The following is a 25,607-nucleotide window of genomic DNA, read 5'->3' as shown; positions in this document are numbered from 1 at the left end:
ATTATCATCAACAGAATTGGGGAGAGAAATATGAAGAAATTATCGTCTGCTGTTTTAATTTTTTTATTAACTTTCATTTTCTTTTCGAGCCAATCAGAGGCTGCCACATCTCAGTTAATTATTATCAATAAGAAGACAAATACCCTTGCATATTACGATGGAGGCACATTAGTAAAAACTTTTAGTGTGGCGACAGGAAGGTCAAGGGACTTAACTCCAGAAGGGAAATTTAGGATCGTTAATAAAATTGTAAATCGTCCTTATTATACAGGGCATATTGCCGGTGGCGACCCCCGCAACCCATTAGGCGACCGCTGGATGGGCCTTGAGGCACGCGGAACATATGGAACCACCTATGGCATTCATGGCAATAACAATGAGAGTTCCATCGGCAAGTACGTCAGCTCAGGCTGTGTGCGTATGCATAATGCGGAAATTCGCTGGCTCTTTGACCGAATTCAAAATTATACTACAGTAGTTATTACCCATTCCGGTGAAAGTTTTGATACCATCGCCATGGCTAATGGTTACGGGGTGACCGTTCCAGTTAATGGGGATAATCAAGGAACGACAGCACCACAAATTCAAAATGGCTGGGTGCAAACAGGCGGCAATAAGTATTATTATGAAAATGGAGCAGTAAAAACAGGCTGGCAGACGATAAACGGAAAAAAATACTTCTTTGATAAAAAGGGAATAATGAAGACTGGCTGGCTGACGGATGCCGGCATGAAATATTATTTGGATAGCAGCGGAGTGATGAAAACAGGCTGGCAAGAAATTAAAGGAAAGAAATATTATTTTGCAAATGATGGTGTGATGAAGACTGGCTGGCTGGAAGATGGCGGTCAAAAATTCTATCTTGATAAAGACGGTGCAGCGAAAACGGGATGGCTGGAAGACGGCGGTAATAAGTATTATTTTGATGCTGCCGGGGCTATGAAAACCGGCTGGATCGAGGATGGCGGAAAGAAATATTTCCTTGACTCAACAGGCGTGATGAAAACGGGATGGCTGGAGGACAGCGGGAATAGATATTATTTAGATAATACCGGAGCCATGAAGATTGGCTGGCTTGAAACGGGCGACAAGAAATATTATTTTGCCGGCGATGGTGCAATGCAAACCGGCTGGGTGAAAGATGGAGAAAAGTGGTACTATCTTGACCAAATGGAAGGTATGAAGACAGGCTGGATTAACTATAAAGGCAAATGGTATTACATCAACTCCAACGGCGTGATGGAAAACTCCGTCATCAGCAAGCTTGAGGACTTTGACCCTGCTGTCACGGAAAATACCGGCTGGACGGATATAGCCGGGAATAAATACTTTTTAATGAAGAACCCTACTCTTGTCACTGCCTGGTTGAACTTTGAAAATAACTGGTACTACCTCTATGTTAATGCCGATATGGCGAAAAACTTCCTCAATGATAGTAATAAGCTTTTACAAAATTAAGAATCGCAAGGAGAAGGCACTTCATGAAGTGTCTTCTTTTTTATATGAAAAGGTATGGTAAGTTAAAGGAAAAGTTTAAAATGTTTGTAGGTGTATAGGAAAGGAAGGAACTCCAATGTCAGTGCTAAAGAAGTTGCAGTTTAAGGATCAGGGACAGCCAGTGTTGATTGTCAATGAACCACAGTCCTATGACGAGGTTATTCGAACGTTTGAAGGTGAGGTCCACCGCGAGGCAGTAATTCAAAGCTATGATTTTGTGCAGGTATTTGGAACCAGTATTAAAGAATTGGGAGCATTGGCAAAGAGTGCTGAGAAGTTCGTAAAAGAAGACGGGCTTTTCTGGCTATGCTATCCCAAAAGGTCCTCCAAGACCTATAAAGGTTCTGATTGCAGTCGCGACACGGTGATGTGTTTGCTGGCTGATGAAGGCTATGAACCTGTCCGGCAGATTGCCATCGACGAAGATTGGTCTGCTTTAAGGTTTCGAAAGGCAGAGAATATTAAATCTATGAAGCGAAGCTTTGCTTTAACGGAAAAAGGAAAAGAGCGAACACAAAATTAGGTTAACATCCCCTTTCATCCCTATATTAAATGAAAAGGCAATAAACGAATTTTAGAGGTGCTCATGTGGGTACCTTCTATTTAATTTCACTGAAATATTTGAAATAATATACCGATGTATACATTACGTAAACATGTTTACTTTTCGTATACGTTTTGTGTACGAATCTGTATACATGTATACAAAGTTGTACACAGCCCAGTAAATAGGCATGTATACAACTTTGTTACTTTTGTAAACAATAGCGTTTACAAATTCATCTATATATACATTTTGTTTGAATATTTACAGATATATTTCTTTTCAAACCTGACATATTGAAATGAATTAAGTTCAGGTTAGTTCAAAAGAAATTGCGGCATAAGGACCAAGCCACCAGGTGTAAATTATCAACACATCGCTGTCCTTGGGGTTATACAAACATTTGGAAGTGTGGCATACAATAAAGCTGGAAATGGATCGTTATTTTTTGTGAAACATTTAGACAAGTAATGAAGAATTAGGACTTCTCCAAGATTTCCGACCTGCTTTTCTAGCTTTGTTATTAGAATAATATATCCATAACCTCAAAACTCTGGATTGCTGCATGGAACCAGTCACGCATTTTACTGGCTGATGAAGGCTGCCAGGCTTTCTGGCGGATTGCCTTCGAAAACGTTTGATTTGCATTAAAGCTTCTTAACGCTATGGTACCTTTCCGTACTGTCACAGCAGCATGAAGAAAGAGAATAATAACCATGTAGAGAAGCTTTGCCTATAAGGAAAAAGGAAAGGCGCGAATGGGGAATTAGGCAAGAAGGCGAAGTCCCTTTAATCCCCCTGATTTATAAAAAAGCTAAGAAGTGGATTTGAAGGTGCTTATGTTGAGTGCCTCCCTTTAAGTTTCACTAAAATATATTGATAATCTACTGATGTTTACAATACGTAAATTTGTTTACTTTTTCGTACACATCTTGCACGCAAAACCGTCTACATGTATACAAAACAGATTATATGTAGACATTTTTGCATACATGTAGACAACTTTGTAATTTTTGCAAACATCTATGTATACATTTTACTTCTACTTCCCTCTAGCACATGTCATTTTGAAAGGAAGGAAGTTCAAAATAGTTCTTAAAAGATTTTCAGTTTAAGGGCCAGGGGTATGCCATTGTCAATTATAAACGCACAGATATGTTATCATGGTTATTATTCGAACATTTGAAGACGGGGTCTCACAAGGGATGGAAATGGACCGCTATGAATTTGTGAAGGTATTTAAAGAGGCAAAGAAGAATTAGGGCCTTGCCAAGAGTGCCGACGAGCATGTTAATGATGAAGGGCTATTCTAGTTTTGTTATTCGGAAAAATCCACCAGAATCTATAAGCTGGACTGCAGCCTGGAAACAGTCGTGTGTTTAACGGTACGAATTCTACGATGCCTCTGGCGGATTTGCATTGGCCATAATCAATCTACTTTAATGTTCCGCAACTGCATGTAGCCCTACTCGTCCTATCGCGTGTTACCATGAAATTATGGAGCGAAGCTTTGTTGTTACGGTAAAAGGAAAAGGGCGGATGGAAGATTATGCAAAGGAGGCGAGCGTCCCTTCATCCCCTGATTTAAATTTTGAAGGTAAGAAGTGAATTTGATGGTGCTTATGCTGGGTGCCTTCTTTTTAGTCTTGTTGAAATATTTGTAATAATTTACTTATGTATACAATTTGCATACAAGTTTACTTTCTGTATACTTTTTGTTTACGTATCTGTATACGTGTAAACAAATTAGTAAACAAGTTGATATTTAGCCATGTATACAACTTTGTAATTTTTGTAAACATTAATGTTTACATTTTTATCCTTGATTACATCTAGTTTACATTTTTACACTTATGTTTCTTTTCTGCCTCTGTCATTGAAGAAACTACTAATCTTTTATACGCTTAATAGAAGTACTAGATTGCAAATCTATTAAATGAAAAGGAATGATCGATATGACTAAATCCAGAATTGCAGCTGTGGACGTTGGCAATGACTCCATTAAGGCTATTTTTGGTGAACTAGATTATGAATTAAATATTCCTAACATAGTAGCTAGAGACACCGAGGATCGTCCGGTGATTGGTATTGAAGAACTGGATAGTAAAGACCCGTTAGATGGCATTCATGTGAAAGTCCACTCCCCTGCCCTTAAGGAGAATAATATTATCTATCGCGTCGGGAATTTGGCCACCAAAAGCGCGAATGCAACTGAACTTGACCCAGGCAGCAGCAAATCTGAGGAAGACCAAACATTAATTATGCTGTTTACGACATTGGCATTGGATGCAGTGAAGACAGATTTCCCGCGTACAAAGAATGTCATTGATGCTAACTATACATTGGGAACAGGCCTGCCGTTGCGCGAAGTGAAGGAAGGCAAGGATGCCGGCTACCGTTCAAAGCTGCTTGGAAATGTCCATCAGGTTGAATTTCTTGTAACCCCAAAATACCAAGGCATTAAAGTGAATATTAAGTTCAATGAGGTAAAGGTTTACCCTGAAGGCTTTGCGGCTTACATCAATCTTGTGATGGATCATAATTTAAAAATCATCAATAAGGATTTAATCGATAAACGCATTTTAATTCAAGATATTGGCGGACTTTCCACCGACATCGCCGTCATAAAAAATCGCAATGTCGATGATGATAAGGCACAAGGGTTTAATCTAGGTGTTTCCGAATCGTTGGAGATGATTCGTGAGGAAATTCGCAAAAAACACGGTGTCGAGCTCGACAGCCGCCGCGATGTGGTTGAAATCATTACGAAGAAAAACGACCGCAATCATATCATGGTAAAAGGGAGCCGGACAAGCGTCCATGACATCACCGACCGGATTCTCCTTGACCTTGCGAAAAAGCAATACCGCTTGCTGCGTAATGTATGGTCTAAGAATTCACAGACAGAAATCTGCTATTTTGTTGGCGGGGGTTCCATCATTTTAAAGGAATATTTAAAAGCCTTAAATAACGGATTAGATGGTTTTAACATAGATTTCTTTGAGGACGAGAAGGAAAGCATTTGGATGATGTCGAATGCTTATTATAAGTTAATTACGGATTTTGTTCGTAAAACTGAGAGGCAAAAGGCCCCCCAAGATAATAAAGCACCAGTAAAAAGCTGATGTAAGGTGATTCTATGAAAAAGGCATCCGATAACGAAATCAAGAGGGGCCAGGCCATATCCTTCCGCATCCCTTCTGATACTCCGGATCACATATTAAAACAGCTTCAAAAAATTAAGGAAACAGAACGCCGGAATTTTTCCAGCAAGATTGCTTCGTTTGTGATGGAAGGTGTCAGCCAATCCTTTTCCCGGGAAAAGGAAACGGTCACCATCCCCCTCCCCAAGGGGCTGACAAAAGCACAGCGTGATTGGCTGAAGCACGAGCATTCTGAAGCGCTGCTGGGAAGCATTCTTTATCAGTTGATTTCCGACCCGGTAAGGTCGACCGCACTGCTGGCCTCGCTGAATAGTAAGGCTGTAGATATTGATGAGGCGTTGTATCTGCAGGAGAATACGGCTTTTACGGCCCCTCAGCCGCTTTCTTTTTCGGAGAGTCCTTTTGAAGAAGAAATAGCTGCGGGAATCGAGTTGGCAGATGACGATTTGGACGAGTTTGCTCTCGAGACCATTGACCGGGAGATGTCCCCTATTGAGGAGAAAGACGGCGAGAAGGATCTTGATGCCGATGACTTGCTGGGCGGATTTTTGGCAAGTATGAATAAATAGAGATTAGGACGAAGGCACCTTGTGATAAGGTGCCTTTTTGTCATGGATTACTATTCATTATTTCCCACATTTTGCGATTTTAGTAGAAATGCAGCTTAATAGAGTAGAAATAAAGTAGATTAAGAGAGGGAAAGATTCATATGAAGGTGTTGATTCAGGTGATTTTGGGGGCAGCTGCTGCGGTTACGATGAAGGGCTGTTTGGGATTGTTTAAGTGCGCTGAATACAGGAAATATTGGACTTGAAGTTGTGTGAAAGAATGATCCTTGTTGAAGGAATGGAACATGAGGTAGAAATAGGTTTGAATTGTTTTAATTAATAAAGGAATCGATATATATGATCGATTCCTCGCACAATTGTGTTTATTCTTTTAAATCAATGCGTCTTATTCGGCAATTTCTTACTAGGCGTATCACTGCCCTGATTCTGTCTGTTTTTTAAATCCTTTGCCTGATTTTCATGTAGCTTTTCAACAAACTCATGAGTGCTGCCTTCAAGGTTTTTATCCATCATTCGAACCTCCTAAATAAACTGAACAATGGTTAATGTAACCAACCACACCCAAAATCATACAGACACAAAAAAATCCCCTCACAATTAAGGGGATTTTTTGAAGTATCTTAGATAACGCCCTGCGCAATCATCGCGTCAGCGACTTTAGTGAATCCGGCAATATTGGCGCCAACCACCAAGTTGCCAGGGAAGCCGTACTCTTCAGATGCCTTCACAGCGTTTTGGTAAATGCTAATCATGATTTGATGCAGCTTTGCATCGACTTCTTCAAATGTCCAAGACAAGCGTTGGCTGTTTTGTGCCATTTCAAGAGCCGAAACTGCGACACCGCCGGCATTGGCTGCTTTACCAGGGCCAAACAGCACATCGTTGTTTAAAAATACATCGACTGCTTCAAGCGTGGATGGCATGTTAGCACCCTCAGCGACAGCTTTTACGCCATTTGCCACCAATAGTCTTGCGGACTGTTCGTCAATTTCGTTTTGCGTTGCACAAGGTAACGCGATGTCACATGGAATTGACCAAATGCCAGAACATCCTTCAACATATTGTGCTTCTGGATGATACTTCACATACTCGCTGATGCGTTTGCGGTCGACTTCCTTAATTTGTTTCACAGTCTCTACATTAATGCCGTTTTCATCATAAATGTAGCCGCAGGAGTCGCTGCATGCCACGACCTTCGCGCCAAGCTGGGTTGCTTTTTCAATCGCATAGATGGAAACATTGCCGGAGCCGGAAACAACAACAGTGCTGCCAGCAATACTTCGGCCTTGGTCCTTCAGCATTTCTTGAACGAAATAGACGGTACCGTAACCAGTCGCTTCGGTTCTTGTTAAGCTTCCGCCGTAGCCGATGCCTTTTCCGGTTAAAACACCAGCCTCATTGCCGCCGCGCAGCTTTTTGTACATCCCGAACAGATAACCGATTTCTCTGCCGCCGACGCCAATATCACCAGCAGGTACATCGACATCCGGGCCGATATGGCGATAAAGTTCTGCCATGAAGCTTTGGCAGAAGCGCATGATTTCACGGTCTGATTTTCCTTTAGGGTCGAAATCAGATCCCCCTTTACCGCCGCCGATTGGCTGGCCAGTTAAAGAGTTTTTCAGAATTTGCTCGAAGCCCAAGAATTTAATAATGCTGGCATTAACTGAAGGATGGAAGCGTAAGCCTCCCTTATATGGTCCGATCGCGCTGTTAAACTGGACTCGGAAACCGCGGTTTACCTGGACCTTTCCGGCATCATCCACCCATGGAACACGGAAGGTGATTACCCTCTCAGGTTCAACGATTCTCTCGAGAATGCCCTCCTGCATATATTTTGGGTGTTTCGCAAATACAGGCACAAGCGAATCGAAAATCTCCTTAACGGCCTGATGAAATTCACTCTCGAATGGATTGCGGCTCTTCACCGTTTCATAAACTTCACTTACATACTCCCTTGCTGCCTGTGATCCTGACTGTTTTACATGCTCTATAGTTTGCATGAAATCACCCCTTTTTTAAAAATAATAAATTCATCCTAAATACTGAATATTTATTTTTTTCGCATCAATTAATTTTATTATGAAAAATCAATCTAATCAATATTAATAATAGATATAATTAATATCAGAATGAGATTGATTGGAAGAGTGGTGGAAGGAATGGAGCTAAGGCAGATTAAATATTTTATTGAAGTAGCCAAAAGAGAACATGTGACAGAGGCGGCGTATCGGCTCCACGTCGCGCAATCTGCAGTCAGCAGGCAAATTTCTAACCTAGAGGAGGAGCTCGGGGTCAATTTATTTATCCGCGAAGGGCGAAATGTCAAACTGACCCCGATAGGTGAAATCTTTTTAAAGCATATGGAGCAGGCTGTTAAGCTAATTGATGACGCAACGAGTGAGGTTGAGGAATTCCTGGACCCTGAGAAAGGGACCATCCGTATCGGGTTTCCCAGCAGTCTCGCGGGGTATACCCTGCCTACCACGATTTCTGCTTTCAGGGAGCGTTATCCGAATGTAAAGTTTCATTTAAATCAAGGGTCCTATGCCTATTTAATTGAAGGGGTAATAAAAGGAGAGTTTAATATGGCGTTGATTGGCCCGGTCCCCAAAAAGGAAAAGAAAATTACCGGGAAAACACTTTTTACCGAAAATATAGTGGCTTTACTGCCCGAGTCCCATCCTATGGCAGGTAAACGGGTATTGAGCCTTAGCGATTTACGGGATGAACCCTTTATCGTATTTCCTCAGGGGTTTATTTTGCGTGAGATTGTTGTGAATGCCTGTGCACAGCTTGGCTTCGAGCCAACGGTGGCCTTCGAAGGTGAGGATATTGATGCCATTAAAGGCTTGGTTTCTGCCGGTCTTGGAATTACGCTGATTCCGGAGATTACTCTCATCGACAGCCTCCCCCGCTCGACAGTTAAGATTGCGGTTACCGAGCCCAACGTTAGCCGCACGGTCGGCGTCATCATACCGGCAGAGCGCAGCCTGCTGCCAACCGAAAAATTGTTTTATGAGTTTTTGAGCGAGTTCTTTGTCATGCTGGATCGGTTTCAAATTTAATAAAAAATTGATGCCAATAGACTGTCTATGGATATTACCGTAACCATCATACATATGTATTAGGTATGGGTTTGTTACCTTTGGACTGTACATCTGCAAATGCCAAATGAATAAGGAGGCTTTTGATGGTGTTATGGACAATTTTGGCTGTTCTATTGATAGTCTTTATTGGCGGGCCGCTTTGCTTCTTCCTATGGCTGCATAATTTGGCAAAAAAGCCGCAGCATTCGATTATCCGGGCCTATCCCTATTTTGGCTGGATCCGCTATGTGCTGGAAATGCTAGGCCCGAAGCTGAGGCAGTATTGGTTTGATGATGATAATGGTGCCAGACCGTTTTCCCGTGCCGATTATTTAGGGGTTGTTTTTTCAGCAAAATATCGGACCGACTTAATCAGCTTTGGCTCGAAGGGTGATTTCGAACAGCCTGGCTACTATATTGCCAACGGCTTGTTCCCCCTTTTAAAGGAGGAATTAAGGGTCGACAATCAAGAAAAGGTCGAGGGGATGAAATACAAAATTGACCACGAAGGTTTATTTTTTCGCAAGGAGCATTTGGCGAAGGATCAGATTCCACGCTGGCTTTTTCATGAGGAGGAGGCTATTTTGGTCGGCGGGGAGCGGAGGCAGCCGTGGAAACTGTTAGGTCCCTTTGGTGCATCGGCGACCTCCTATGGTTCTGTTGGAGAGAACTATATTCTTTCAACGGGGTATGGCTGCCAAATGGCTGGCGGTTCGTGGTTAAATACAGGTGAAGGCGGGATTGCCCCGGAACATTTAGCAAGCGGGGCCGACGTCGTGGCACAGATTGGACCCGGCTTGTTTGGCTTTCGCGATCATGAGGGGAATTTTTCAATCGAAGAATTTAGAAAGATTTCCTCAGAGTCATCGATTAAAGCCTTTGAACTGAAGTTTGGTCAAGGAGCAAAAATTCAGGGGGGCCATCTTGAGGGCGAGAAGGTGACGGCTAAGGTGGCGAGCATTCGCAAGGTAAAAAAGGGCGAGACAATTATTTCACCTAACCGTTTCTCGTTTTTACGAAATCCGGAGGAAGCGCTGCAATTTATTAAACGGCTGCAGGAGGAGGGCGGCAAACCGGTTGGCATAAAAATTGTTGTGGGGTATAGATTGCATTTGGATGAGCTTTTTAGGGCAATGAAGAAGCTTGTAATTTTTCCTGATTTCATTACGGTTGATGGCAGTGAAGGGGGCTCGGGGGCAACATACAAAGCGATGGCCGATACAATGGGGCTGCCGCTTTACCCCGCGCTGCTTGCTGTGCTTGACAAGGCCCATGAATACGGCATTCGCGACCGGTTTAGGATATTTGCTTCTGGAAAGCTGATTGCGGCTGATAAAATTGCGATTGCCTTGGCAATCGGCGCCGATGCGGTGAACTCGGCACGCGGCTTTATGATGGCAAATGGCTGCATAATGGCGCTGCAATGCCATACCGGCAAATGCCCCGCCGGCGTCACCACGACCGACCCGAAGCAGCAGGAAGCGCTTGTGCCTGAGGAGAAGAAATGGCGGGTCATGAACTATATTATCAGTGTCCGGCAGGGGCTGTTTGCCCTCGCGGCGGCGTGCGGCCTGGATTCTCCTAGAAAGTTTACCCGTGAGCATATAGTCTTTATGGGTGCGGATGGCCACGTTAGGCGATTATCGGAGCTATTCCCTTTTCCAGATGAAGGTCCTGCTGTCATGGATAAATAACTTGCCAGATTATGGAACAGGTATTATATTCATAGTGAAAACCTACTAAAAAGGTTGTGGGGCTATGGCGCTGCCAAACGATATCGTCCATGAGGATGGGAGTTTAAATGCCAGTTTGATTATAAAAAAGGAACGCCTTTACCAGGGCATGAACGGAAGGTTCGTTGAGCGGTTTTATTTGTCTCCTGAGGAAAGCTATATTTTTAAACCGCTGACAAATAATGCTCAGCTGGGTAAAGAAGCCTGGGTTCATAAACATGTTCTCAGCCAGTTCCCAGCCATTTTCCCCAAAATTTTAGCTTACACGAAGCACGATAATCCTGATTTAAGCTGGATGATTCTCGAGGACCTCGGCCCGCTTTCGCATGAGTTTACGGAGGAAACGGTCCTTGGTGTAGCTAAGTGGATAGCCTGGTGGCACTCCCTTCCATTGAAGACGTTCCCAAATGTTCCATTGACCGGGTTGAAGCCACGGATTGAGGTGGTGGCGGAGGAGGTCCACGAGAAGAGGGATGCCCTTCTTGAGGTGCTTCCGCGATTGGGGCTTACTGGAGAACAGGCTCTGCATGTTTTTAAACAGCTTGATAGTTTCCTATTTTCAAAGATTCAGGTATTATCACACGGGGATTTGCACTTGGGGAATTACGCTGTTGTGAAGGGGAATATAATCATCCTGGATTGGGAGCACACCCATTTGAATACGCCCTTTTGGGATTTATATCATCTGCTGGATATGTCACATCCGATTCTTCCAAAAAGGGTAACTTCGGGGTTCCGGGAGCAGGTTCTTGGATTGTATCTTGATGCGGTCAAGCTGGAGCTGGAAGGTACCGCATTTATTCGGGAATACTATTTATTTTCAGCCGTGTTTTCAATGTGGATGATTCTATTGATTCAAAAAGATTTGTTGGCTGACGATGGAAAGTGGTCGAAGGAGCAGCTGGAGAGGCAATTGCAGGAGACGGTTTCGAGTTTAAGGCAGTGCGCAGAGGCGCTTGCTGATGTATAGACAAAAAAGCTAACCTAGGGCGGTTAGCTTTCTTTTATTAAGCCTTTTTTTCAAACAGCTTAATGACTTCAATGATGGTTTCGGTTGCTTTCACCATGTTTTGCACGGAAATGAATTCGTATTTGCCGTGAAAGTTTTCGCCGCCGGTAAAGATGTTTGGCGTCGGCAGGCCCATGAATGATAGCTGGGAACCGTCTGTACCGCCGCGAATTGGCTTAATAAGCGGCTTGATGTCTAAGCTCTCCATCGCCTCCTGAGCAATATCGACGATTTGCTTGACCGGCTCGATTTTTTCGCGCATGTTATAGTATTGGTCTTTCATCTCAAGCTGGACGGTGTCAGTGCCGTATTTTTCTTTAAGTTGGGTTACGATGTTTTCCATCGTCGCTTTTCTTTTATTAAAAATTTCTCTGTCATGGTCACGGATGATGTAGTTGAGCTTGGTTTGCTCGACATCGCCGTTAAAGGACAGCAAATGGTAGAAGCCCTCGTACCCTTCTGTGTGTTCCGGTGCCTCCTGCGGCGGAAGCTGGCTATGTAATTCCATCGCGATTTTCATTGAATTGACCATTTTGTCTTTAGCGGAACCAGGATGAATATTGTTACCCTTTATCGTGATTTTTGCACCCGCAGCATTGAAGCTTTCGTATTCAAGCTCGCCAAGCGGACCGCCGTCAACAGTGTAGGCATATTTCGCATTAAAGGCCGCAACGTCAAACTTATGTGGCCCCCTGCCAATTTCCTCATCCGGCGTGAACGCAACGCGGACCTTACCGTGCTTAATTTCCGGATGCTGGATTAGGTATGCCATCGCGGTCATGATCTCGGTAACACCGGCTTTGTTGTCGGCCCCAAGCAGTGTGGTGCCGTCGGTGGTGATGAGTGTATGGCCTTTATAGTCAGCGAGGTTCGGGAACTCCTTTGGCGACATGATGACATTCAGGGCCTCGTTAAGGACGATTTCACCGCCTTGATAGCTTTCAAGAATTTGCGGATTGACATTTTTGCCGGTAAAATCAGTTGCCGTGTCAACGTGGGCCAGAAATCCGATTGTTGGCACTTCTTTATCGGTATTGGCAGGCAGGGTCGCCATCACATAGCCGTTCTCGTCGATGGTCACTTCTTGCATACCGATTTGGTTGAGTTCTTCGACAAGCATGCGCAGCAGCGTCCATTGCCCTTCCGTTGATGGACAAGTCTCACTGCTCTCGTTGGACTGCGTATCCACTCTTACATAGGAAGTAAAACGTTGAATCAATTCCTCTTTCAATTTAGCACACTCCCTTTTTATATATTTTCATGATTATCATATCACTTTATAGGAGCGGATACACGTTTTTGAAGGGGTGGCGGTGGGTCGGTTTTGGTTTACTGCCGTATAGAGCTCTGTTACTGTCGGATAACCGGCCATAACTGTCGCGGCCGGATTTTACTGTCGGAAGAGACCTGTATACTGTCGGATAGGCCTCCTTAACTGTCGGATAATCGGCCATAACTGTCGCGGCCGGATTTTACTGTCGGAAGAGACCTGTATACTGTCGGATAGGCCTCCATAACTGTCGGATAATCGGCCATAACTGTCGCAGCTGGATTTTACTGTCGGAAGAGACCTATATACTGTCGGATAGGCCTCCATAACTGTCGGATAATCGGCCATAACTGTCGCGGCCGGATTTTTCTGTCGGATAAGTCCCAGTAACTGTCGTATAGCCGAACTCTACTATCGTCCCTATCTTTAACTCTTCGGAATACAGATTCCCTCTTTGTTTTGTTGAAAACAGCTACTACTCAGATCCATTAAATATGACCTATTTCGAAATGTACCCTCGCTTTGCAAATTCATACTTTGTAAAATGCGTTTCGCTACCTGTATATCCACCCCCAAAAACTCCCGGCACTCCCGATTCGTAATAGTCCTGCTCACTACTAAAAACCACTCCAATAATGTCCTTTGATGCGCCAAATGGTCTGTTGCACCGCAAAAGGGGCAAATCCATGTGCGAGGTGCCTTCACCATTCCGAACTTGCCACACACACCACACCGCACACCATTTTTAACATCCCCCCGTGGGATTTTGTAAGACTCTGAGATCGGCTTTGGAATAAAAGGCTGGTGGCTCTTGAGGAGTTCTAAAGAAAGCCAATGGAAGGTTTCGGGATCCAACTTAAAGTCTGGCTGCGGGATGTTTCGAATAAAAGAGGGAATCAAGTTGGGGAATAAAAGTCGCGTTTTCGCTGGAGGAACTGCAACAATCTGCTTCGGATAGGCCAGGACAACGGAACCGTAAATAGGAATACGGATATTGTGTTTCCGAAACCAATCACTCAATAATTCGTAGTTTCGTTCCAATTGGACGACAGGACTTTCAAATCCGTCCTTGTGTCCATCATCGCGCGTTCGAATCAATTGAGGTGGATTGTCCTTAAATTCGAGGACCCCGGCGATGTTCTTGACCTCAAGAATATTACCAAACCAAGGAGTCAGTCCAAAGGTGTCAATTTGAAATTTTTCATCTGAGGAAGGTCGTAAATCGTGATAAACGTTTTGTGGAAAGGCAAATGGAGTTTTTCGGAAAATTTCTGCCACCCGATCCTCCCCGGCAATCCCAGCCTCCACGGAAGCCTGTTTGCCAGATAAAATAGGAAGCATTGGATGATTCAGTGCCAGCCTGCTTTGTGCGGCTATCAAACCTTCTAATGTTAACGATCGATCTCTGTTTTTCATGCAAATGGTCATTCACCTCCAAAAGTTTGGCCTTGCATCCGCATCGTAACACACCCCAAATCCCAATACTATCAACATCAAAACAAGTTCATTTTTTTGTAAAAATTATAAGATTGACCACTATTGACCACAATGGTCAAAAGGAATAAAATGTAATTGACCAATACGGTCAACGTCTTAAACCAAAGGAGTGGGAACACACAAATGTTTTCGAAATTCCTCAATCTAGATCAGGAAAAACAAGACCGAATAATCAATGCAGCCATTAAAGAATTCGCCCAGAAAGGCTATGATAAGGCATCCACTAATGAAATTGTAAAGGAAGCGGGAATCTCGAAAGGACTGCTGTTTCATTATTTTCGGAACAAAAAGCAACTGTATCTATTTCTGTTCGAATATTGCTACGAACTCATTGCGGATGAATTTTATAAAAAAATCAATCTTGCCGAATCGGATTTTTTCAAGAGAATTAGGCAATCCATCAAAATTAAAATGGACCTGCTTATGCAATATCCTGACCTGTTAAATTTTATGCAAATTGCAATGATGGAGGATTCTACAGAAATCAAAGTGGAAATGGAAAAAAAGAAAAAAGAACTACTTGATTTGAATTTCGGAAAAATTTACGAGGGTATTGATTTTTCCAAGTTTCGGGATGATGTTGACATTCAAAAAATCTTAAAAATCATCACCTGGACTTTTGAAAAAATGAGTGATGAGGAGCTTTACAAAGCAAAGATGCTGCCGGACCACAAATTTGACTATCAGAAGGTCAGCCGGGAAGCAGAAGAATACTTCGAGGTTTTAATTAAATGTTTTTATAAATAAAGACATGCCTACTAACAAGCCGATAGACGCAGGCAAAGGCTTAGTTGAATTTATGGGAGTTAGCCAAATAGGAGGCCTCAAAACATGAATGTAATAGAAATTAGAAACCTGACCAAAACTTACGGGAAGTCAAGAGGAATCAGCGACATCAGCTTTAATGTTGAAGAAGGTGAGATTTTCGGCTTCATCGGACCGAATGGAGCTGGAAAATCGACAACCATCCGTACACTCCTGTCACTCATTTATCCGACCAGCGGCAGTGCAACGATTTTTGGAAAGGATTGCGTCAAATCTGCTCCGGAGATAAAAAAGGAAATCGGCTATCTGCCGTCGGAAGTGTTTTATTACGACAATATGAAGGTAAAGGACCTCTTGAAGTATTCAGCCAGCTTTTACAAAAAGGACTGCAGCAAGCGGATCAAGGAATTGGCGGAGATCATGGACCTCGACCTTAATAAAAAAATCGACGACCTTTCCTTGGGAAATAAAAAGAAAGTCGGCATTGTCCAGGGGCTGCTTCATGAACCAAAGTTAATCATTCTCGATGAGCCGACGAGCGGACTCGACCCCTTGATGCAGCAGAAATTCTTTGAACTTCTTGAGGAAGAAAATAAAAAAGGCGCCACGATTCTCTTTTCCTCGCACATTCTAAGTGAGGTGCAGAGACTATGTAACCGGGTGGCTATTATTAAAGAAGGTAAGATTGTTACAGTTGAAAAGATTAGTACATTAAAAGAAAACAACTATAAAAAGTTTAAAGTCGAAACAAAGGTGCCGCTGGACCGGAATTATTTTCAAAAAGAGGGAGTCAGCAATCTGACTGTGAAAGGAAATGTAACGAGCTTCTTATTTAGAGGGGATATCAATGCGGTACTAAGGAAAATCGCTGAAATTGAAATAATTAACCTCTGGATTGAAGAGCCCGACCTTGAGGAAATTTTCCTTCACTATTATGAAAAGGAGGCCTAATAAATTATGAATATCTTTTTTCATGAATTAAAGGCCTACAGGAAGTCGACGATTGTTTGGACGATTTCGTTAATTGCCGTATTTGCCCTGTTCATGTCGATGTTTCCGGCCTTTGCGAAGGATGCAGATGAATTCAAAAAGCTGCTCGAGGGCTATCCGGAAGCTTTAAGGAAAGCCATCGGCCTCAATCTGGGCAATTTATTTACGATTCTAGGATTCTATTGTTATGCATTAACGTTTATCGTCCTTTGCGGCGCGATTCAGGCAATGAATCTAGGGACTTCCATTGTCAGCAAGGAGATCCGGGAAAAAACGGCTGACTTTCTGCTGACCAAGCCGGTAACCAGGATTCAGGTGTTAACTGCCAAGTTGCTGGCAGCCTTCACTTCACTAGTCGTTACAAATGTTGTATATATAGCAGCCGCAACTGTAATTGCCAATCAAGTGAAAACGGCCGATTTTAACATGAAACAATTCATTCTACTTTCGCTGACGATGTTTTTCATCCAGTTGATGTTTCTTGCTATAGGTATTATGGTTTCCGTTCTCGCTCGGAAGCTCAAATCTGTGCTGCCCGTGTCGCTCGGAACGGTGTTCGTGTTTTATTTTATCGGAGCGATCAGCGCCACAACGGATGATGAAGCGAAGCGCTATTTTTCACCGTTCAAATATTTTAATAACGATTATATTTTAAAACATTCAAGCTATGAAGCATCCTTTATGATTGTGGGTGTGGTTATTATTCTGCTGGCCGTTGCGGCGAGTTATTTCGTTTATACAAAAAAAGATATCCATGCTGTGTAGGAGGGGGCTCGGACAAATGAATATCTATTTAAGAGAACTGAAGTCCCATCGGAAATCGCTTATCATTTGGTGCATTGGCGTCTTCCTGATGGTGGTCTCTGGGATGCAAAAATACGCAGGGTTATCATCATCAGGCCAATCGCTGAATGACCTGTTTCAGGATATGCCAAAGTCGCTGCAAGTTGTAATGGGGGTTGGAGCGCTTGATATGAATAAGGTGAGCGGCTATTATGGGATGCTGTTTATCTATTTATTATTGATGGCTGCCATCCATGCGGCGATGCTCGGGGCGACCATTATTGCCAAGGAAGAACGGGATAAGACATCTGAGTTCCTGTTTGTAAAACCCGTTTCGAGAGCGAAAATTATAACCGCCAAACTTTTGGCTGTCCTAACGAATATCTTAATCTTTAACCTTGTTACCTGGGGGTCGTCCGTTGTCATTGTTGGGAAATACGCTGATGGAGAAGCGGTAAATGGGGATATTGCCATCACAATGATAGGGATGTTCATCCTGCAGCTTTTGTTTATGGTTATCGGCAGTGCGGTCTCTGCTTTAAAAAGGAAACCGAAAAAGGCCGCATCATTAGCGGCAGGAATCCTGCTGCTTACCTTTGTATTATCAGTAGTCATTGATTTAAATGAACGTATCCAGTTTCTGAAATACGTGACACCGTTTAAATACTTTGAGGCCAAAAAAATCATGTACGGCGGCGGGTTTGATACTGTGTATCTGATAATCTCTGTTGTTTTATTTATCATTTTTTTAACAGTCACATTTATATTTTACAAAAAGAAAGATTTAAACATATAAAAAAGGTCTGACTCCCGGTACTTAGGGAGTCGGACCTTTTATTTTTCATTTGCCATTTTAACTAATGTGACGATATCACTTGATAGCTTGCTATAGGATGGTGATGGTGCTTTGATATTGGCTTTGATGCCGTCGATGAGCGTTAGTGCACTTGGATTGGTAATGGAAAGAACCTGAACTTGGCCGTTAAAGGCCTTGTTCATTAAATCCTTGGCCTTGGCCAGGTTATCGTCGGTATTCAATTTATCGGCATCAACACCGTCAAGTGTCCCTTTTCCAGAAGAACCAGTTGTATTTTTTAAAACCTTATTTTGCATTTCATCATAAGTGGTGGAGGTTGTCGCTGGCTCTGCCCTCGCCAAAATCACCGTGTCATCAAGGACAAACACCTTGATACCAGTAATCCCCTGCCCCGCAAGCCTGGACTCTAAATGGGAAGAGATACCCCCATCATGGAGGCTGGAGCTTCCAATTAAGCTGTAAACATTTTCTCCAAGGCCAGCTGTTTGATTGTTTGTAGCTGTTGTTTGCTTCTTCGATCTGTCAACGCTTGGAATTACGTCGGGATTATTCTGGCCATGGACGTGGCCATTTCCTTTTTCATTTAAGGACTGCTGATGAAGATCCTCGGCATTGCCCTTCAATTCCTGCTGGGCTGAGCATGAGGTAAGAATAAAAAGCCCAGCAATCGTTGGTACATACCACCTATTTCTAATTTTTTTCATTTTATTTCCTCCTTTTTACCAAATAAATTCCCCAGATTTTTTGTGAGTATACCTGCTTTATTTTGGGAACATTATCAAGCAATAGCGGCAATGCCGTATTTTTCAAATAATGTAATCTATTGTCTAGCTGCAGCGCCTAGCCCCTCGATGGTCTACGGCCAATCCGTCATGAAGGTTAAAAAGCAACCTTCCTGCCGGCTCGTCTTATGCTTGGCTACAGAAAGCTATTGCTTTCTGTACGCATTAAGGGCGACTAAGCTACTGGCTTCGCTAACTTGCCAGCAGCAAATTCGCCCTATATCGGGGCTGAGCAAGGCGCTTCCGCTTTTCTAATTTCCTTGGAGGTGTTTGCCATGGCTGAAGAAAACAAGGCCCAGCAAGAAACATTATCGAGAAGAAGATTTCTCCGCAATACCGGTTTTACCGTAGGGGGACTCGCTGTCGGCGGGATCTTGGGAAGTTTGGTCCCAAGGGGAAAGGATGATAACAAAAACAATCCGCCAGCTCCTCAGGATCAAGATTTCAATCAGGCGCTGATGTACTTTACTCCGGAACAATTTAGGATTACCGAAGCTGCCACTGAACGAATATTTCCTGAAGATGATAACGGACCAGGGGCAAAAGCATTGGGCGTTGCCTATTTTATCGATCACCAATTAGCCGGCGATTGGGGCTTCAACGCCAGGGACTATATGCAGGCGCCCTTTTTTCCTGGTGAAAAAGTTCAAGGGTATCAGGGGCGCTTAAAACGAAGGGATATTTTTGATATTGGCTTACGTGAGCTGCAAAACCACAGTAACAATGTAAGTAAGAAAAACTTCGAAGAACTTTCGGGTGAAGAACAGGATAAAATTTTGAAAGATTTTGAGGAGGATAAGGTAAATTTAACGACTCTATCCCCAAGCGGCTTTTTCCAGCTACTGAGAAGTGCAACCTTAGAGGGAGTTTATAGCGATCCATTATATGGAGGAAATAAAAACATGAATGGCTGGAAAATGCGTAACTACCCTGGCAGCCAAATGGCCTATGCCGAAATTATTGAGAAAGACTTTCAGAAAATCGCGCCGCAGAGCCTGCAAAGCCATATGAAGCATTAATGCGGTAAGGCATTGGGGATGCGGTTCCCCAATGAACGTTTTTTATTTTTAAAAAAGAAGGTGGAAAAATGGCGAGAAAATTACCGAAAGCAGACGTCGTTCTGGTGGGAGTTGGCTGGACTGGCGGAATTATTGCCTCTGAACTGACGAAAAAGGGCCTGAAAGTGGTCGGCTTGGAACGAGGCAAAGAACGAAAAACAGAGGATTATTTCATGGTTCATGATGAACTCAGATATGCTCTGCGCTATGATTTGTTCCAAGACCTTTCCAAAGAAACAATCACCTTCCGAGGCAACGAACGAATCCGCGCTTTGCCAATGAGACAGTATGGTTCGTTTCTGCTCGGCGATGGTTTAGGAGGAGCTGGTGTTCACTGGAATGGGCAGACATACCGCTTTCTCCCTTATGATTTTGAAATTCGCAGCAAAACCGTTGAAAAATATGGGCAAAACAAAATCCCGGCGGAAATGTCGATACAGGACTGGGGCATTACCTACGACCAGCTTGAGCCTTACTACGACAAATTTGAAAAGACCTGTGGGATCTCCGGAGAGGAAAATCCGCACCCAGGCGCCGGAAAGCGGTCAGATAAATACCCAACTCCGCCGATGAAGAAATCACCGGCCATGAAAATGTTTGAGACAGCGGCAAAAAACTTAAAGTTGAATCCCTATACAATGCCGTCTGCTAATTTATCGGAATCATATAAAAACCCGGACGGCATCTCTAGGGCGGCCTGTCAATACTGCGGTTACTGCGAGCGGTTTGGCTGCGAGTACGGGGCAAAAGCCGATCCAGTTGTCACGGTTATTCCGGTTGCCAAGAAAACGGGAAACTTTGAGATCAGAACCCATTCTTATGTAAGAAGGATTTTACATACGGGAGGTAAAGCGACAGGGGTTTTATATATCGATACAACAACAGGTGAGGAAATTGAACAGCCGGCAGATATTGTTGTGTTGACTAGCTATTTGTTCAATAATGTTCGCTTGCTGTTGATGTCGGGGATTGGCAGACCGTATGATCCGGCAGCGGGTACGGGCGTGATTGGCAAGAATTATGCCTACCAAGTGATGAAGGGAAATGCCATTGGCTTTTTCAATGATAAGGAATTCAGTACGTTTGCAGGTGCCGGTTCGCTCGGAATGGTCCTTGACGATTATAATGGAGATAACTTTGACCATTCTAAATTAGACTTCATTCATGGAGGCAGCATATCACTTACCCAAACGGGGCTAAGGCCGATTCAGAATAATCCCGTGCCGAAGGGCACGCCATTATGGGGCAAAGAATTCAAACAAACTTCGCTCAAATATGCAAATCGTTATTTGTCAGTTGGCGGACAAGGTTCATCCATGCCATTTAAGCATCACTATCTCGATTTAGATCCTACCTATAAGGATGCATTCGGCGACCCGTTAATCCGGATTACCTTTGATTTTGAGGATCAGGACCGGAAGCTGGCTGTGTTCCTGGCTGAAAAATCTGCTCAAATCTTAAAGGAAATGGGCGCAGATCATATTGATTCGCTGAAGGAGCTGGGGCCGTACGATATTACAACCTATCAGTCCACTCACAATACCGGCGGTGTCATTATGGGGGCAGACCCGGCAACATCGGCTGTCAATAATTATTTACAGATGTGGGATGTAGACAATTTATTTGTTGTGGGTGCGACCAATTTTGCGCACAATTCCGGTTATAACCCAACTGGAACTGTCGGTGCCCTCGCCTACCGGTGCGCAGAAGGCATCGACAAATACCGGCAAACTGGCGGGCAAGTGGTTTAATTCACGATATCACCTCTTTTTTGCTTTTTTCAGTTTGTTTTTATTACAATAGGAGAAGTGTTAAAATATATAACTGAATTGGAAAAAGGAGGATATTGAAGTGACTCAACATGAAAACAATACATTACCGCCAAAAACCTGTTCCGTTGAACGGTTAGTTACTATGGAGGAAGACGTTAAGAAGGTGCTGGCTGGTGAAAAAACTGCAACCCGCCGCAATGGCCGCTATGCGGACCCCGGCGAAATCATGACATTGGAAGGCCGCCAGTTTGTGGTGGATAAAGTTTACTCACAAAGCCTTGGCGAGCTGACTGATGAGGATGCCCGCCGCGAGGGCTTCAGCAATGTGGAAGAATACAAACAATCGATTCTTTCGATACACCCGGGAATGCCGTGGCTCCCACAAATGCGCGTCTGGGTTCATGAATTCAGCCCAGTTAAAGAAAATCAATAGAATTTGCCAGGGGCCTATCTCCTATCTGCTTCATTTCGTTAATCTTAGCAGAGCGGGGGCAGGCCCCTTTGCTTGTCTAATTTCAGAGCCCGAATTTATAATTGGTTTATTAGATTTGTCTGGCAGTTTAGGAGCAAGGGGAGACCTCATGAAGCATTTTGCAAAGTACATAAAAAAGTATTGGAAGTCATTTTGTATTGCGGTTCTATTCCTCACCTTTGAAGCCATTTGTGATTTGCTGCAGCCGACCGTGATGGCGAAAATTATTGATGAGGGAGTTGCCAACAGAGATATTCATTATGTCTTAAAAATGGGCGGGCTGATGCTCCTGATTACCGCTATTGGGGCCGTTGCCGCTTCCACCAGAAGCGTCACGGCCAGCATTGTTTCGCAAAATTTTGGAACAGAGCTGCGATTTGATCTGTTTAGCAAAATTCAATCTCTTTCATTTAAAAATCTAAACAACTTTGACCGCGCGTCCCTCATCACAAGACTTACAAATGATGTGACCCAGGTACAAGTGTTTGTAAACGGAACGATGCGGATTTTCGTAAAAGCTCCACTGCTGGCGATTGGCGGTCTGGTCATGGCAACCCGCCTTAACCTTCACCTCGCGGTCGTCCTCGCGGTGGTGGTGCCGATTGTTGCATTGTTTATCATCATCAACTTAAAACTTGGTTTTCCTCTGTTTTCTAAGGTCCAGAATGCCATGGACCGGGTGAACGGTGTGCTTCGTGAATATTTATCCGGTGTCCGGGTTGTCAAAGCTTTTAACCGTTTTGAAGTAGAAACAGCTAAATTCTCGAAAGCTAACGAGCATTTCCAGAAGCAATCAATTGCCGCCAACCGCCTGATGGCTGTTTTCAGCCCGGCGATTATGCTGACAGTTAACATCGGGATTGTCGTTGTCCTCTGGATGGGCGGCATAGGGGTCGAGTCGGGAAAGATACAGGTAGGCCATATAATTGCTTTTATCAACTACATGACGCAGATTTTATTTTCCCTCATGATGATTTCCATGGTGTTTACCATGTTTGTCAGAGCGAAGGCCTCGGCAGGAAGAATTGGTGAAGTATTCTCTGAGGAAGTCAACATTACTTGGAAAAACGACCAAATGAAATCTCCAACTGGTGAAAAAGGAAGAATTGATTTTGAAAATGTCTTCTTTTCCTATGATGAGGCTGCAGGCGAGCAAGTCCTCAAAAACATTTCTCTTACTATTCTTCCCGGGGAAACAGTCGGCATCATCGGCTCTACCGGTTCCGGGAAAACAACGCTCGTCAGTCTGATTCCTCGCTTTTATGACGCATCAAGCGGGTCGATAAAGGTAAATGGCGCGAATATTAAGGACATAGACCCAAAAAATCTAAGGGAGAAAATTGCTTTTGTTCCGCAAAAAAATATTTTATTTACCGGAACAATCGCCGAGAATATTCGCTGGGGGAAGGAAAATGCCTCTCAGCAGGAAATCGAAACAGCGGCGGCCATAGCGAGTGCCACTGAATTTATCGAGTCCTCACCAGAAGGCTATGACACAAAAATCGGCCAGGGGGGTGTCAACTTTTCCGGCGGGCAGAAGCAGCGGCTTTCCATTGCCAGGGCACTGGTGAAGCAGCCGGAAATCCTCATTTTGGATGACAGCACAAGCGCGGTCGACGCCGCCACCGAAGCTAAAATGAAAACTGCCTTAAAAAAATACGCCAGCGGCCTGACTTGTTTATTGATTGCCCAACGGATATCATCCATTATCGATGCCGATAAAATCATCGTCCTTGACCAGGGGGAAGTGGCGGGTATTGGCACCCATCAAGAGCTCATTAAGGATTGTCAGGTCTATCAAGAAATCTATCGCTCACAAATGGGCAGGGAGGGTCTGCAAAATGGCAAATAATACGAATCAACCGCAAAGAACTCCCCCTCCTGGACCCCCGCCGTTTAGGCCTGGCGGAGGTGCCCACCACCGCGGTCCAGTGGTTAAGCCAAAAAACTTTAAAGGAACCTTAAAACGTCTTTGGGATTATTTTGGCCGCGAAAAGGGAATGCTTTCCCTCATTTTCTTGTTTATTACGGTTGATGCAGCCTTAATGCTGCTTAACCCTTATCTCATTGGTAAAGCCATCGATGCCATGACCCTAAAGTCAGGGAAGGTGGATTTCAGTTTTCTTGAGATCATGATTGTCATTCTTATCTGTGCCTATGTAGGTGATGCTGTCCTCACCTTTTTGCAGGGCTGGCTGATGGCGGGGGTAGCCCAACGGATAGTGAAAGGATTACGAGATTCTCTTTTTCAAAAGCTGCAAAAGCTTCCTGTTGCCTTTTTTGATACTCGGACACATGGGGAATTGATGAGCAGGCTCTCAAATGATGTTGATAATATCAGTAATACGATATCACAATCGACGACACAGTTAATGTCCGGAGTCATCGTCATCCTAGGCTCGCTCATTATGATGCTGATTCTCAGCCCGATTCTCACGCTGGCCAGCCTGATTACCGTACCGCTTGTATTTTTGCTGACAAAAACGATTGCTAAAAGAACGAGCGTCCTGTTTAAAAATCAGCAAATCCAGCTGGGAAAATTAAATGGGCATATAGAAGAAACCATTTCTGGCATCGAGGTCGTCAAAGCTTTTAATCATGAAGAAAACGTTATCGAGGAATTTGAAAAGGTTAATACTAAGCTCCGCGAAGTCGGCCTCAAGGCGCAGATTTGGTCCGGTTTCTTGATGCCGATTATGAACGTTATCAATAACCTTGGCTTTGCGGTCGTCGCTATTGTCGGCGGCATTCTGGCTGTCAAAGGGCATATCACGGTGGGAGCGATTGCCAGCTTCATCACCTATTCGAGACAGTTTGTCCGGCCGCTCAATGACCTTGCCAATATTTTTAACATTCTTCAATCAGGTGTCGCCGGAGCAGAGCGGGTCTTTGAAGTCATTGATGAAGAGGAGGAACCTGCCGATTCCTCTAACGCAGTGCCGCTTAAGAATCCGAAAGGCCAAGTTGTGTTTGAAAATGTCAGCTTTGGGTACCGCACAGATGTGCCGATTTTAAAAAACATCAGCTTTGAGGCGGCGGCAGGAACCAGCACCGCCCTCATTGGCCCAACTGGTGCGGGAAAAACAACAATTGTTAATCTTTTGACGAGATTTTATGATGTGACTGGCGGAAGAATTCTTCTGGATGGCCGCGATATTCGCGACTACACAAGGGACAGCCTGCGGCGCAGCTTTGGCTTTGTGCTGCAGGATACCTACCTTTTTTCAGGGACAATCAAAGAAAATATCATGTACGGGAATCCGGCCGCAAACCAGGAAGAAGTGGAAACAGCGGCACGGATGGCGGGTGCCGAAGGGTTCATCAAACGTCTGCCTAAGCAATATGACACCCTCCTATCGGAAAACGGCGGTAACCTCAGTCAGGGAGAACGCCAGCTGCTGGCCATCGCCAGGGTTATTTTGGCAAGACCATCATTGCTGATTTTGGATGAAGCGACGAGCAGCATTGATACTAGAACAGAACTGCACATTCAGCGGGCTTTGTTATCTTTAATGGAAAATCGCACTAGTTTTATTATTGCTCACCGCCTAAACACCATTCGTGATGCCGACACCATCATGGTCATTGAACACGGAGAAATTGTAGAATCAGGCAGCCATGCTAAATTGATGGCGAATAAAGAGAGATATTTTACCTTATTTTCTAATCAATTTAAAAATGACGATGCCAATGAAGCGCAGCTTTGAGAAAATTTCAAACTGAGATTTTCTCTTTTTTTTGCTGACTGGTGTAAAGACATCTGTTAGAATTATGTCAGGACAGGTGCTAAAATAGT

Annotated in this window: 22 protein-coding genes; 16 read left to right on the top strand and 6 right to left on the bottom strand. The window is 43.9% G+C overall.

The window, feature by feature from the left end; translation table 11 throughout:
- Positions 1-30: 30 nt before the first annotated feature.
- Both ACZ5AE_RS28265 and ACZ5AE_RS28260 read left to right on the top strand, forming a co-directional pair.
- Positions 31-1,458 (top strand): L,D-transpeptidase family protein, encoded by a 1,428-nt coding sequence (locus ACZ5AE_RS28265; protein WP_464568253.1) that lies wholly within the window; start codon positions 31-33, stop codon positions 1,456-1,458.
- Between the two features lie 115 nt (positions 1,459-1,573).
- Entirely contained in the window at positions 1,574-2,020 is a 447-nt protein-coding gene (locus tag ACZ5AE_RS28260) for a DUF3052 domain-containing protein (protein ID WP_464568251.1), read from the top strand.
- 544 nt (positions 2,021-2,564) lie between these two features.
- Here the strand turns inward: ACZ5AE_RS28260 and ACZ5AE_RS28255 are convergent.
- Positions 2,565-2,759, bottom strand: coding sequence for a hypothetical protein (locus ACZ5AE_RS28255; protein ID WP_464568250.1), 195 nt, complete (start codon positions 2,757-2,759; stop codon positions 2,565-2,567).
- 1,237 nt (positions 2,760-3,996) lie between these two features.
- Here ACZ5AE_RS28255 and ACZ5AE_RS28250 point away from each other — a divergent pair.
- Together ACZ5AE_RS28250 and ACZ5AE_RS28245 are read left to right on the top strand one after the other, a co-directional pair.
- The gene (locus ACZ5AE_RS28250; RefSeq protein WP_464568248.1) at positions 3,997-5,166 is read left to right on the top strand and encodes an Alp7A family actin-like protein; all 1,170 of its coding nucleotides are present in this window, start codon (positions 3,997-3,999) and stop codon (positions 5,164-5,166) included.
- A 14-nt stretch (positions 5,167-5,180) separates the two neighbouring features.
- Positions 5,181-5,774: a hypothetical protein gene (locus ACZ5AE_RS28245; protein WP_464568246.1), complete on the top strand. Its 594-nt coding sequence runs from the start codon at positions 5,181-5,183 to the stop codon at positions 5,772-5,774.
- A gap of 375 nt (positions 5,775-6,149) precedes the next feature.
- On the opposite strand, the gene ACZ5AE_RS28240 is transcribed toward ACZ5AE_RS28245, so the two are convergent.
- On the bottom strand, positions 6,150-6,287 hold the full coding sequence (locus tag ACZ5AE_RS28240; RefSeq protein WP_464568244.1) for a DUF4023 domain-containing protein: 138 nt from the start codon (positions 6,285-6,287) through the stop codon (positions 6,150-6,152).
- A 107-nt stretch (positions 6,288-6,394) separates the two neighbouring features.
- Positions 6,395-7,777 (bottom strand): NADP-specific glutamate dehydrogenase, encoded by a 1,383-nt coding sequence (gdhA, locus tag ACZ5AE_RS28235; protein WP_464568242.1) that lies wholly within the window; start codon positions 7,775-7,777, stop codon positions 6,395-6,397.
- A 159-nt stretch (positions 7,778-7,936) separates the two neighbouring features.
- Here gdhA and ACZ5AE_RS28230 point away from each other — a divergent pair, with 159 nt between their 5' ends.
- The 3 genes from ACZ5AE_RS28230 to ACZ5AE_RS28220 all read left to right on the top strand — a co-directional run bounded on the left by ACZ5AE_RS28230 (position 7,937) and on the right by ACZ5AE_RS28220 (position 11,566).
- Positions 7,937-8,842 carry a LysR family transcriptional regulator gene (locus ACZ5AE_RS28230; protein WP_464573755.1) on the top strand — a complete coding sequence of 302 codons (906 nt, stop codon included), beginning with the start codon at positions 7,937-7,939 and terminating at the stop codon, positions 8,840-8,842.
- Between the two features lie 125 nt (positions 8,843-8,967).
- Positions 8,968-10,557 (top strand): glutamate synthase-related protein, encoded by a 1,590-nt coding sequence (locus ACZ5AE_RS28225; RefSeq protein ID WP_464568240.1) that lies wholly within the window; start codon positions 8,968-8,970, stop codon positions 10,555-10,557.
- A 64-nt stretch (positions 10,558-10,621) separates the two neighbouring features.
- The gene (locus ACZ5AE_RS28220) at positions 10,622-11,566 is read left to right on the top strand and encodes a phosphotransferase family protein (RefSeq protein WP_464568238.1); all 945 of its coding nucleotides are present in this window, start codon (positions 10,622-10,624) and stop codon (positions 11,564-11,566) included.
- 37 nt (positions 11,567-11,603) lie between these two features.
- Here the strand turns inward: ACZ5AE_RS28220 and pepT are convergent, their stop codons facing one another.
- Together pepT and ACZ5AE_RS28210 are read right to left on the bottom strand one after the other, a co-directional pair.
- On the bottom strand, positions 11,604-12,836 hold the full coding sequence (gene pepT, locus ACZ5AE_RS28215) for a peptidase T (protein WP_464568236.1): 1,233 nt from the start codon (positions 12,834-12,836) through the stop codon (positions 11,604-11,606).
- A gap of 465 nt (positions 12,837-13,301) precedes the next feature.
- Positions 13,302-14,291, bottom strand: a complete 990-nt coding sequence (locus ACZ5AE_RS28210) for a nuclease-related domain-containing protein (protein ID WP_464568234.1) — start codon at positions 14,289-14,291, stop codon at positions 13,302-13,304.
- Positions 14,292-14,495: 204 nt separating this feature from the next.
- On the opposite strand from ACZ5AE_RS28210, the gene ACZ5AE_RS28205 reads away from it, so the two are divergent.
- The 4 genes from ACZ5AE_RS28205 to ACZ5AE_RS28190 all read left to right on the top strand — a co-directional run bounded on the left by ACZ5AE_RS28205 (position 14,496) and on the right by ACZ5AE_RS28190 (position 17,706).
- Positions 14,496-15,119, top strand: coding sequence for a TetR/AcrR family transcriptional regulator (locus tag ACZ5AE_RS28205; RefSeq protein WP_464568232.1), 624 nt, complete (start codon positions 14,496-14,498; stop codon positions 15,117-15,119).
- Between the two features lie 84 nt (positions 15,120-15,203).
- On the top strand, positions 15,204-16,088 hold the full coding sequence (locus ACZ5AE_RS28200) for an ABC transporter ATP-binding protein (protein ID WP_464568230.1): 885 nt from the start codon (positions 15,204-15,206) through the stop codon (positions 16,086-16,088).
- A 6-nt stretch (positions 16,089-16,094) separates the two neighbouring features.
- Positions 16,095-16,892 (top strand): ABC transporter permease subunit, encoded by a 798-nt coding sequence (locus ACZ5AE_RS28195; RefSeq protein WP_464568228.1) that lies wholly within the window; start codon positions 16,095-16,097, stop codon positions 16,890-16,892.
- 16 nt (positions 16,893-16,908) lie between these two features.
- Positions 16,909-17,706: an ABC transporter permease subunit gene (locus ACZ5AE_RS28190; RefSeq protein ID WP_464568226.1), complete on the top strand. Its 798-nt coding sequence runs from the start codon at positions 16,909-16,911 to the stop codon at positions 17,704-17,706.
- A 38-nt stretch (positions 17,707-17,744) separates the two neighbouring features.
- Here ACZ5AE_RS28190 and ACZ5AE_RS28185 read toward each other — a convergent pair whose 3' ends face one another.
- Positions 17,745-18,431 carry a hypothetical protein gene (locus tag ACZ5AE_RS28185; protein WP_464568224.1) on the bottom strand — a complete coding sequence of 229 codons (687 nt, stop codon included), beginning with the start codon at positions 18,429-18,431 and terminating at the stop codon, positions 17,745-17,747.
- A 353-nt stretch (positions 18,432-18,784) separates the two neighbouring features.
- Between ACZ5AE_RS28185 and ACZ5AE_RS28180 the strand changes: the two genes are divergently transcribed.
- From ACZ5AE_RS28180 to ACZ5AE_RS28160, 5 genes are all read left to right on the top strand, one after another.
- Positions 18,785-19,528 carry a gluconate 2-dehydrogenase subunit 3 family protein gene (locus ACZ5AE_RS28180; RefSeq protein WP_464568222.1) on the top strand — a complete coding sequence of 248 codons (744 nt, stop codon included), beginning with the start codon at positions 18,785-18,787 and terminating at the stop codon, positions 19,526-19,528.
- 68 nt (positions 19,529-19,596) lie between these two features.
- Positions 19,597-21,318, top strand: coding sequence for a GMC family oxidoreductase (locus tag ACZ5AE_RS28175; RefSeq protein WP_464568220.1), 1,722 nt, complete (start codon positions 19,597-19,599; stop codon positions 21,316-21,318).
- A 163-nt stretch (positions 21,319-21,481) separates the two neighbouring features.
- The gene (locus tag ACZ5AE_RS28170) at positions 21,482-21,772 is read left to right on the top strand and encodes an ASCH domain-containing protein (protein WP_464573754.1); all 291 of its coding nucleotides are present in this window, start codon (positions 21,482-21,484) and stop codon (positions 21,770-21,772) included.
- Positions 21,773-21,920: 148 nt separating this feature from the next.
- Positions 21,921-23,663, top strand: coding sequence for an ABC transporter ATP-binding protein (locus ACZ5AE_RS28165; RefSeq protein ID WP_464568218.1), 1,743 nt, complete (start codon positions 21,921-21,923; stop codon positions 23,661-23,663).
- Positions 23,653-25,518, top strand: a complete 1,866-nt coding sequence (locus ACZ5AE_RS28160) for an ABC transporter ATP-binding protein (RefSeq protein ID WP_464568216.1) — start codon at positions 23,653-23,655, stop codon at positions 25,516-25,518. Before ACZ5AE_RS28165 ends, ACZ5AE_RS28160 begins: the two co-directional genes overlap by 11 nt.
- The last annotated feature ends 89 nt before the right edge of the window (positions 25,519-25,607 follow it).

The organism is Neobacillus sp. S1227 (assembly GCF_055385255.1).
This window is presented reverse-complemented; position numbering and strand designations above follow the sequence as displayed.

What these genes read in the sequence shown, in the direction of transcription:
- ACZ5AE_RS28195 (WP_464568228.1), top strand. Translation starts at nt 16,095, where the DNA reads ATGAATATCTTTTTTCATGAATTAAAGGCCTACAGGAAGTCGACGATT.
- ACZ5AE_RS28200 (WP_464568230.1), top strand. Translation starts at nt 15,204, where the DNA reads ATGAATGTAATAGAAATTAGAAACCTGACCAAAACTTACGGGAAGTCA.
- ACZ5AE_RS28185 (WP_464568224.1), bottom strand. Translation starts at nt 18,431, where the DNA reads ATGAAAAAAATTAGAAATAGGTGGTATGTACCAACGATTGCTGGGCTT.
- ACZ5AE_RS28250 (WP_464568248.1), top strand. Translation starts at nt 3,997, where the DNA reads ATGACTAAATCCAGAATTGCAGCTGTGGACGTTGGCAATGACTCCATT.
- ACZ5AE_RS28240 (WP_464568244.1), bottom strand. Translation starts at nt 6,287, where the DNA reads ATGATGGATAAAAACCTTGAAGGCAGCACTCATGAGTTTGTTGAAAAG.
- ACZ5AE_RS28220 (WP_464568238.1), top strand. Translation starts at nt 10,622, where the DNA reads ATGGCGCTGCCAAACGATATCGTCCATGAGGATGGGAGTTTAAATGCC.
- ACZ5AE_RS28210 (WP_464568234.1), bottom strand. Translation starts at nt 14,291, where the DNA reads ATGAAAAACAGAGATCGATCGTTAACATTAGAAGGTTTGATAGCCGCA.
- ACZ5AE_RS28165 (WP_464568218.1), top strand. Translation starts at nt 21,921, where the DNA reads ATGAAGCATTTTGCAAAGTACATAAAAAAGTATTGGAAGTCATTTTGT.
- gdhA (WP_464568242.1), bottom strand. Translation starts at nt 7,777, where the DNA reads ATGCAAACTATAGAGCATGTAAAACAGTCAGGATCACAGGCAGCAAGG.
- ACZ5AE_RS28230 (WP_464573755.1), top strand. Translation starts at nt 7,937, where the DNA reads ATGGAGCTAAGGCAGATTAAATATTTTATTGAAGTAGCCAAAAGAGAA.
- ACZ5AE_RS28160 (WP_464568216.1), top strand. Translation starts at nt 23,653, where the DNA reads ATGGCAAATAATACGAATCAACCGCAAAGAACTCCCCCTCCTGGACCC.
- ACZ5AE_RS28225 (WP_464568240.1), top strand. Translation starts at nt 8,968, where the DNA reads ATGGTGTTATGGACAATTTTGGCTGTTCTATTGATAGTCTTTATTGGC.
- ACZ5AE_RS28245 (WP_464568246.1), top strand. Translation starts at nt 5,181, where the DNA reads ATGAAAAAGGCATCCGATAACGAAATCAAGAGGGGCCAGGCCATATCC.
- ACZ5AE_RS28180 (WP_464568222.1), top strand. Translation starts at nt 18,785, where the DNA reads ATGGCTGAAGAAAACAAGGCCCAGCAAGAAACATTATCGAGAAGAAGA.
- ACZ5AE_RS28255 (WP_464568250.1), bottom strand. Translation starts at nt 2,759, where the DNA reads ATGGTTATTATTCTCTTTCTTCATGCTGCTGTGACAGTACGGAAAGGT.
- ACZ5AE_RS28205 (WP_464568232.1), top strand. Translation starts at nt 14,496, where the DNA reads ATGTTTTCGAAATTCCTCAATCTAGATCAGGAAAAACAAGACCGAATA.
- ACZ5AE_RS28265 (WP_464568253.1), top strand. Translation starts at nt 31, where the DNA reads ATGAAGAAATTATCGTCTGCTGTTTTAATTTTTTTATTAACTTTCATT.
- ACZ5AE_RS28170 (WP_464573754.1), top strand. Translation starts at nt 21,482, where the DNA reads ATGGAGGAAGACGTTAAGAAGGTGCTGGCTGGTGAAAAAACTGCAACC.
- ACZ5AE_RS28190 (WP_464568226.1), top strand. Translation starts at nt 16,909, where the DNA reads ATGAATATCTATTTAAGAGAACTGAAGTCCCATCGGAAATCGCTTATC.
- ACZ5AE_RS28175 (WP_464568220.1), top strand. Translation starts at nt 19,597, where the DNA reads ATGGCGAGAAAATTACCGAAAGCAGACGTCGTTCTGGTGGGAGTTGGC.
- ACZ5AE_RS28260 (WP_464568251.1), top strand. Translation starts at nt 1,574, where the DNA reads ATGTCAGTGCTAAAGAAGTTGCAGTTTAAGGATCAGGGACAGCCAGTG.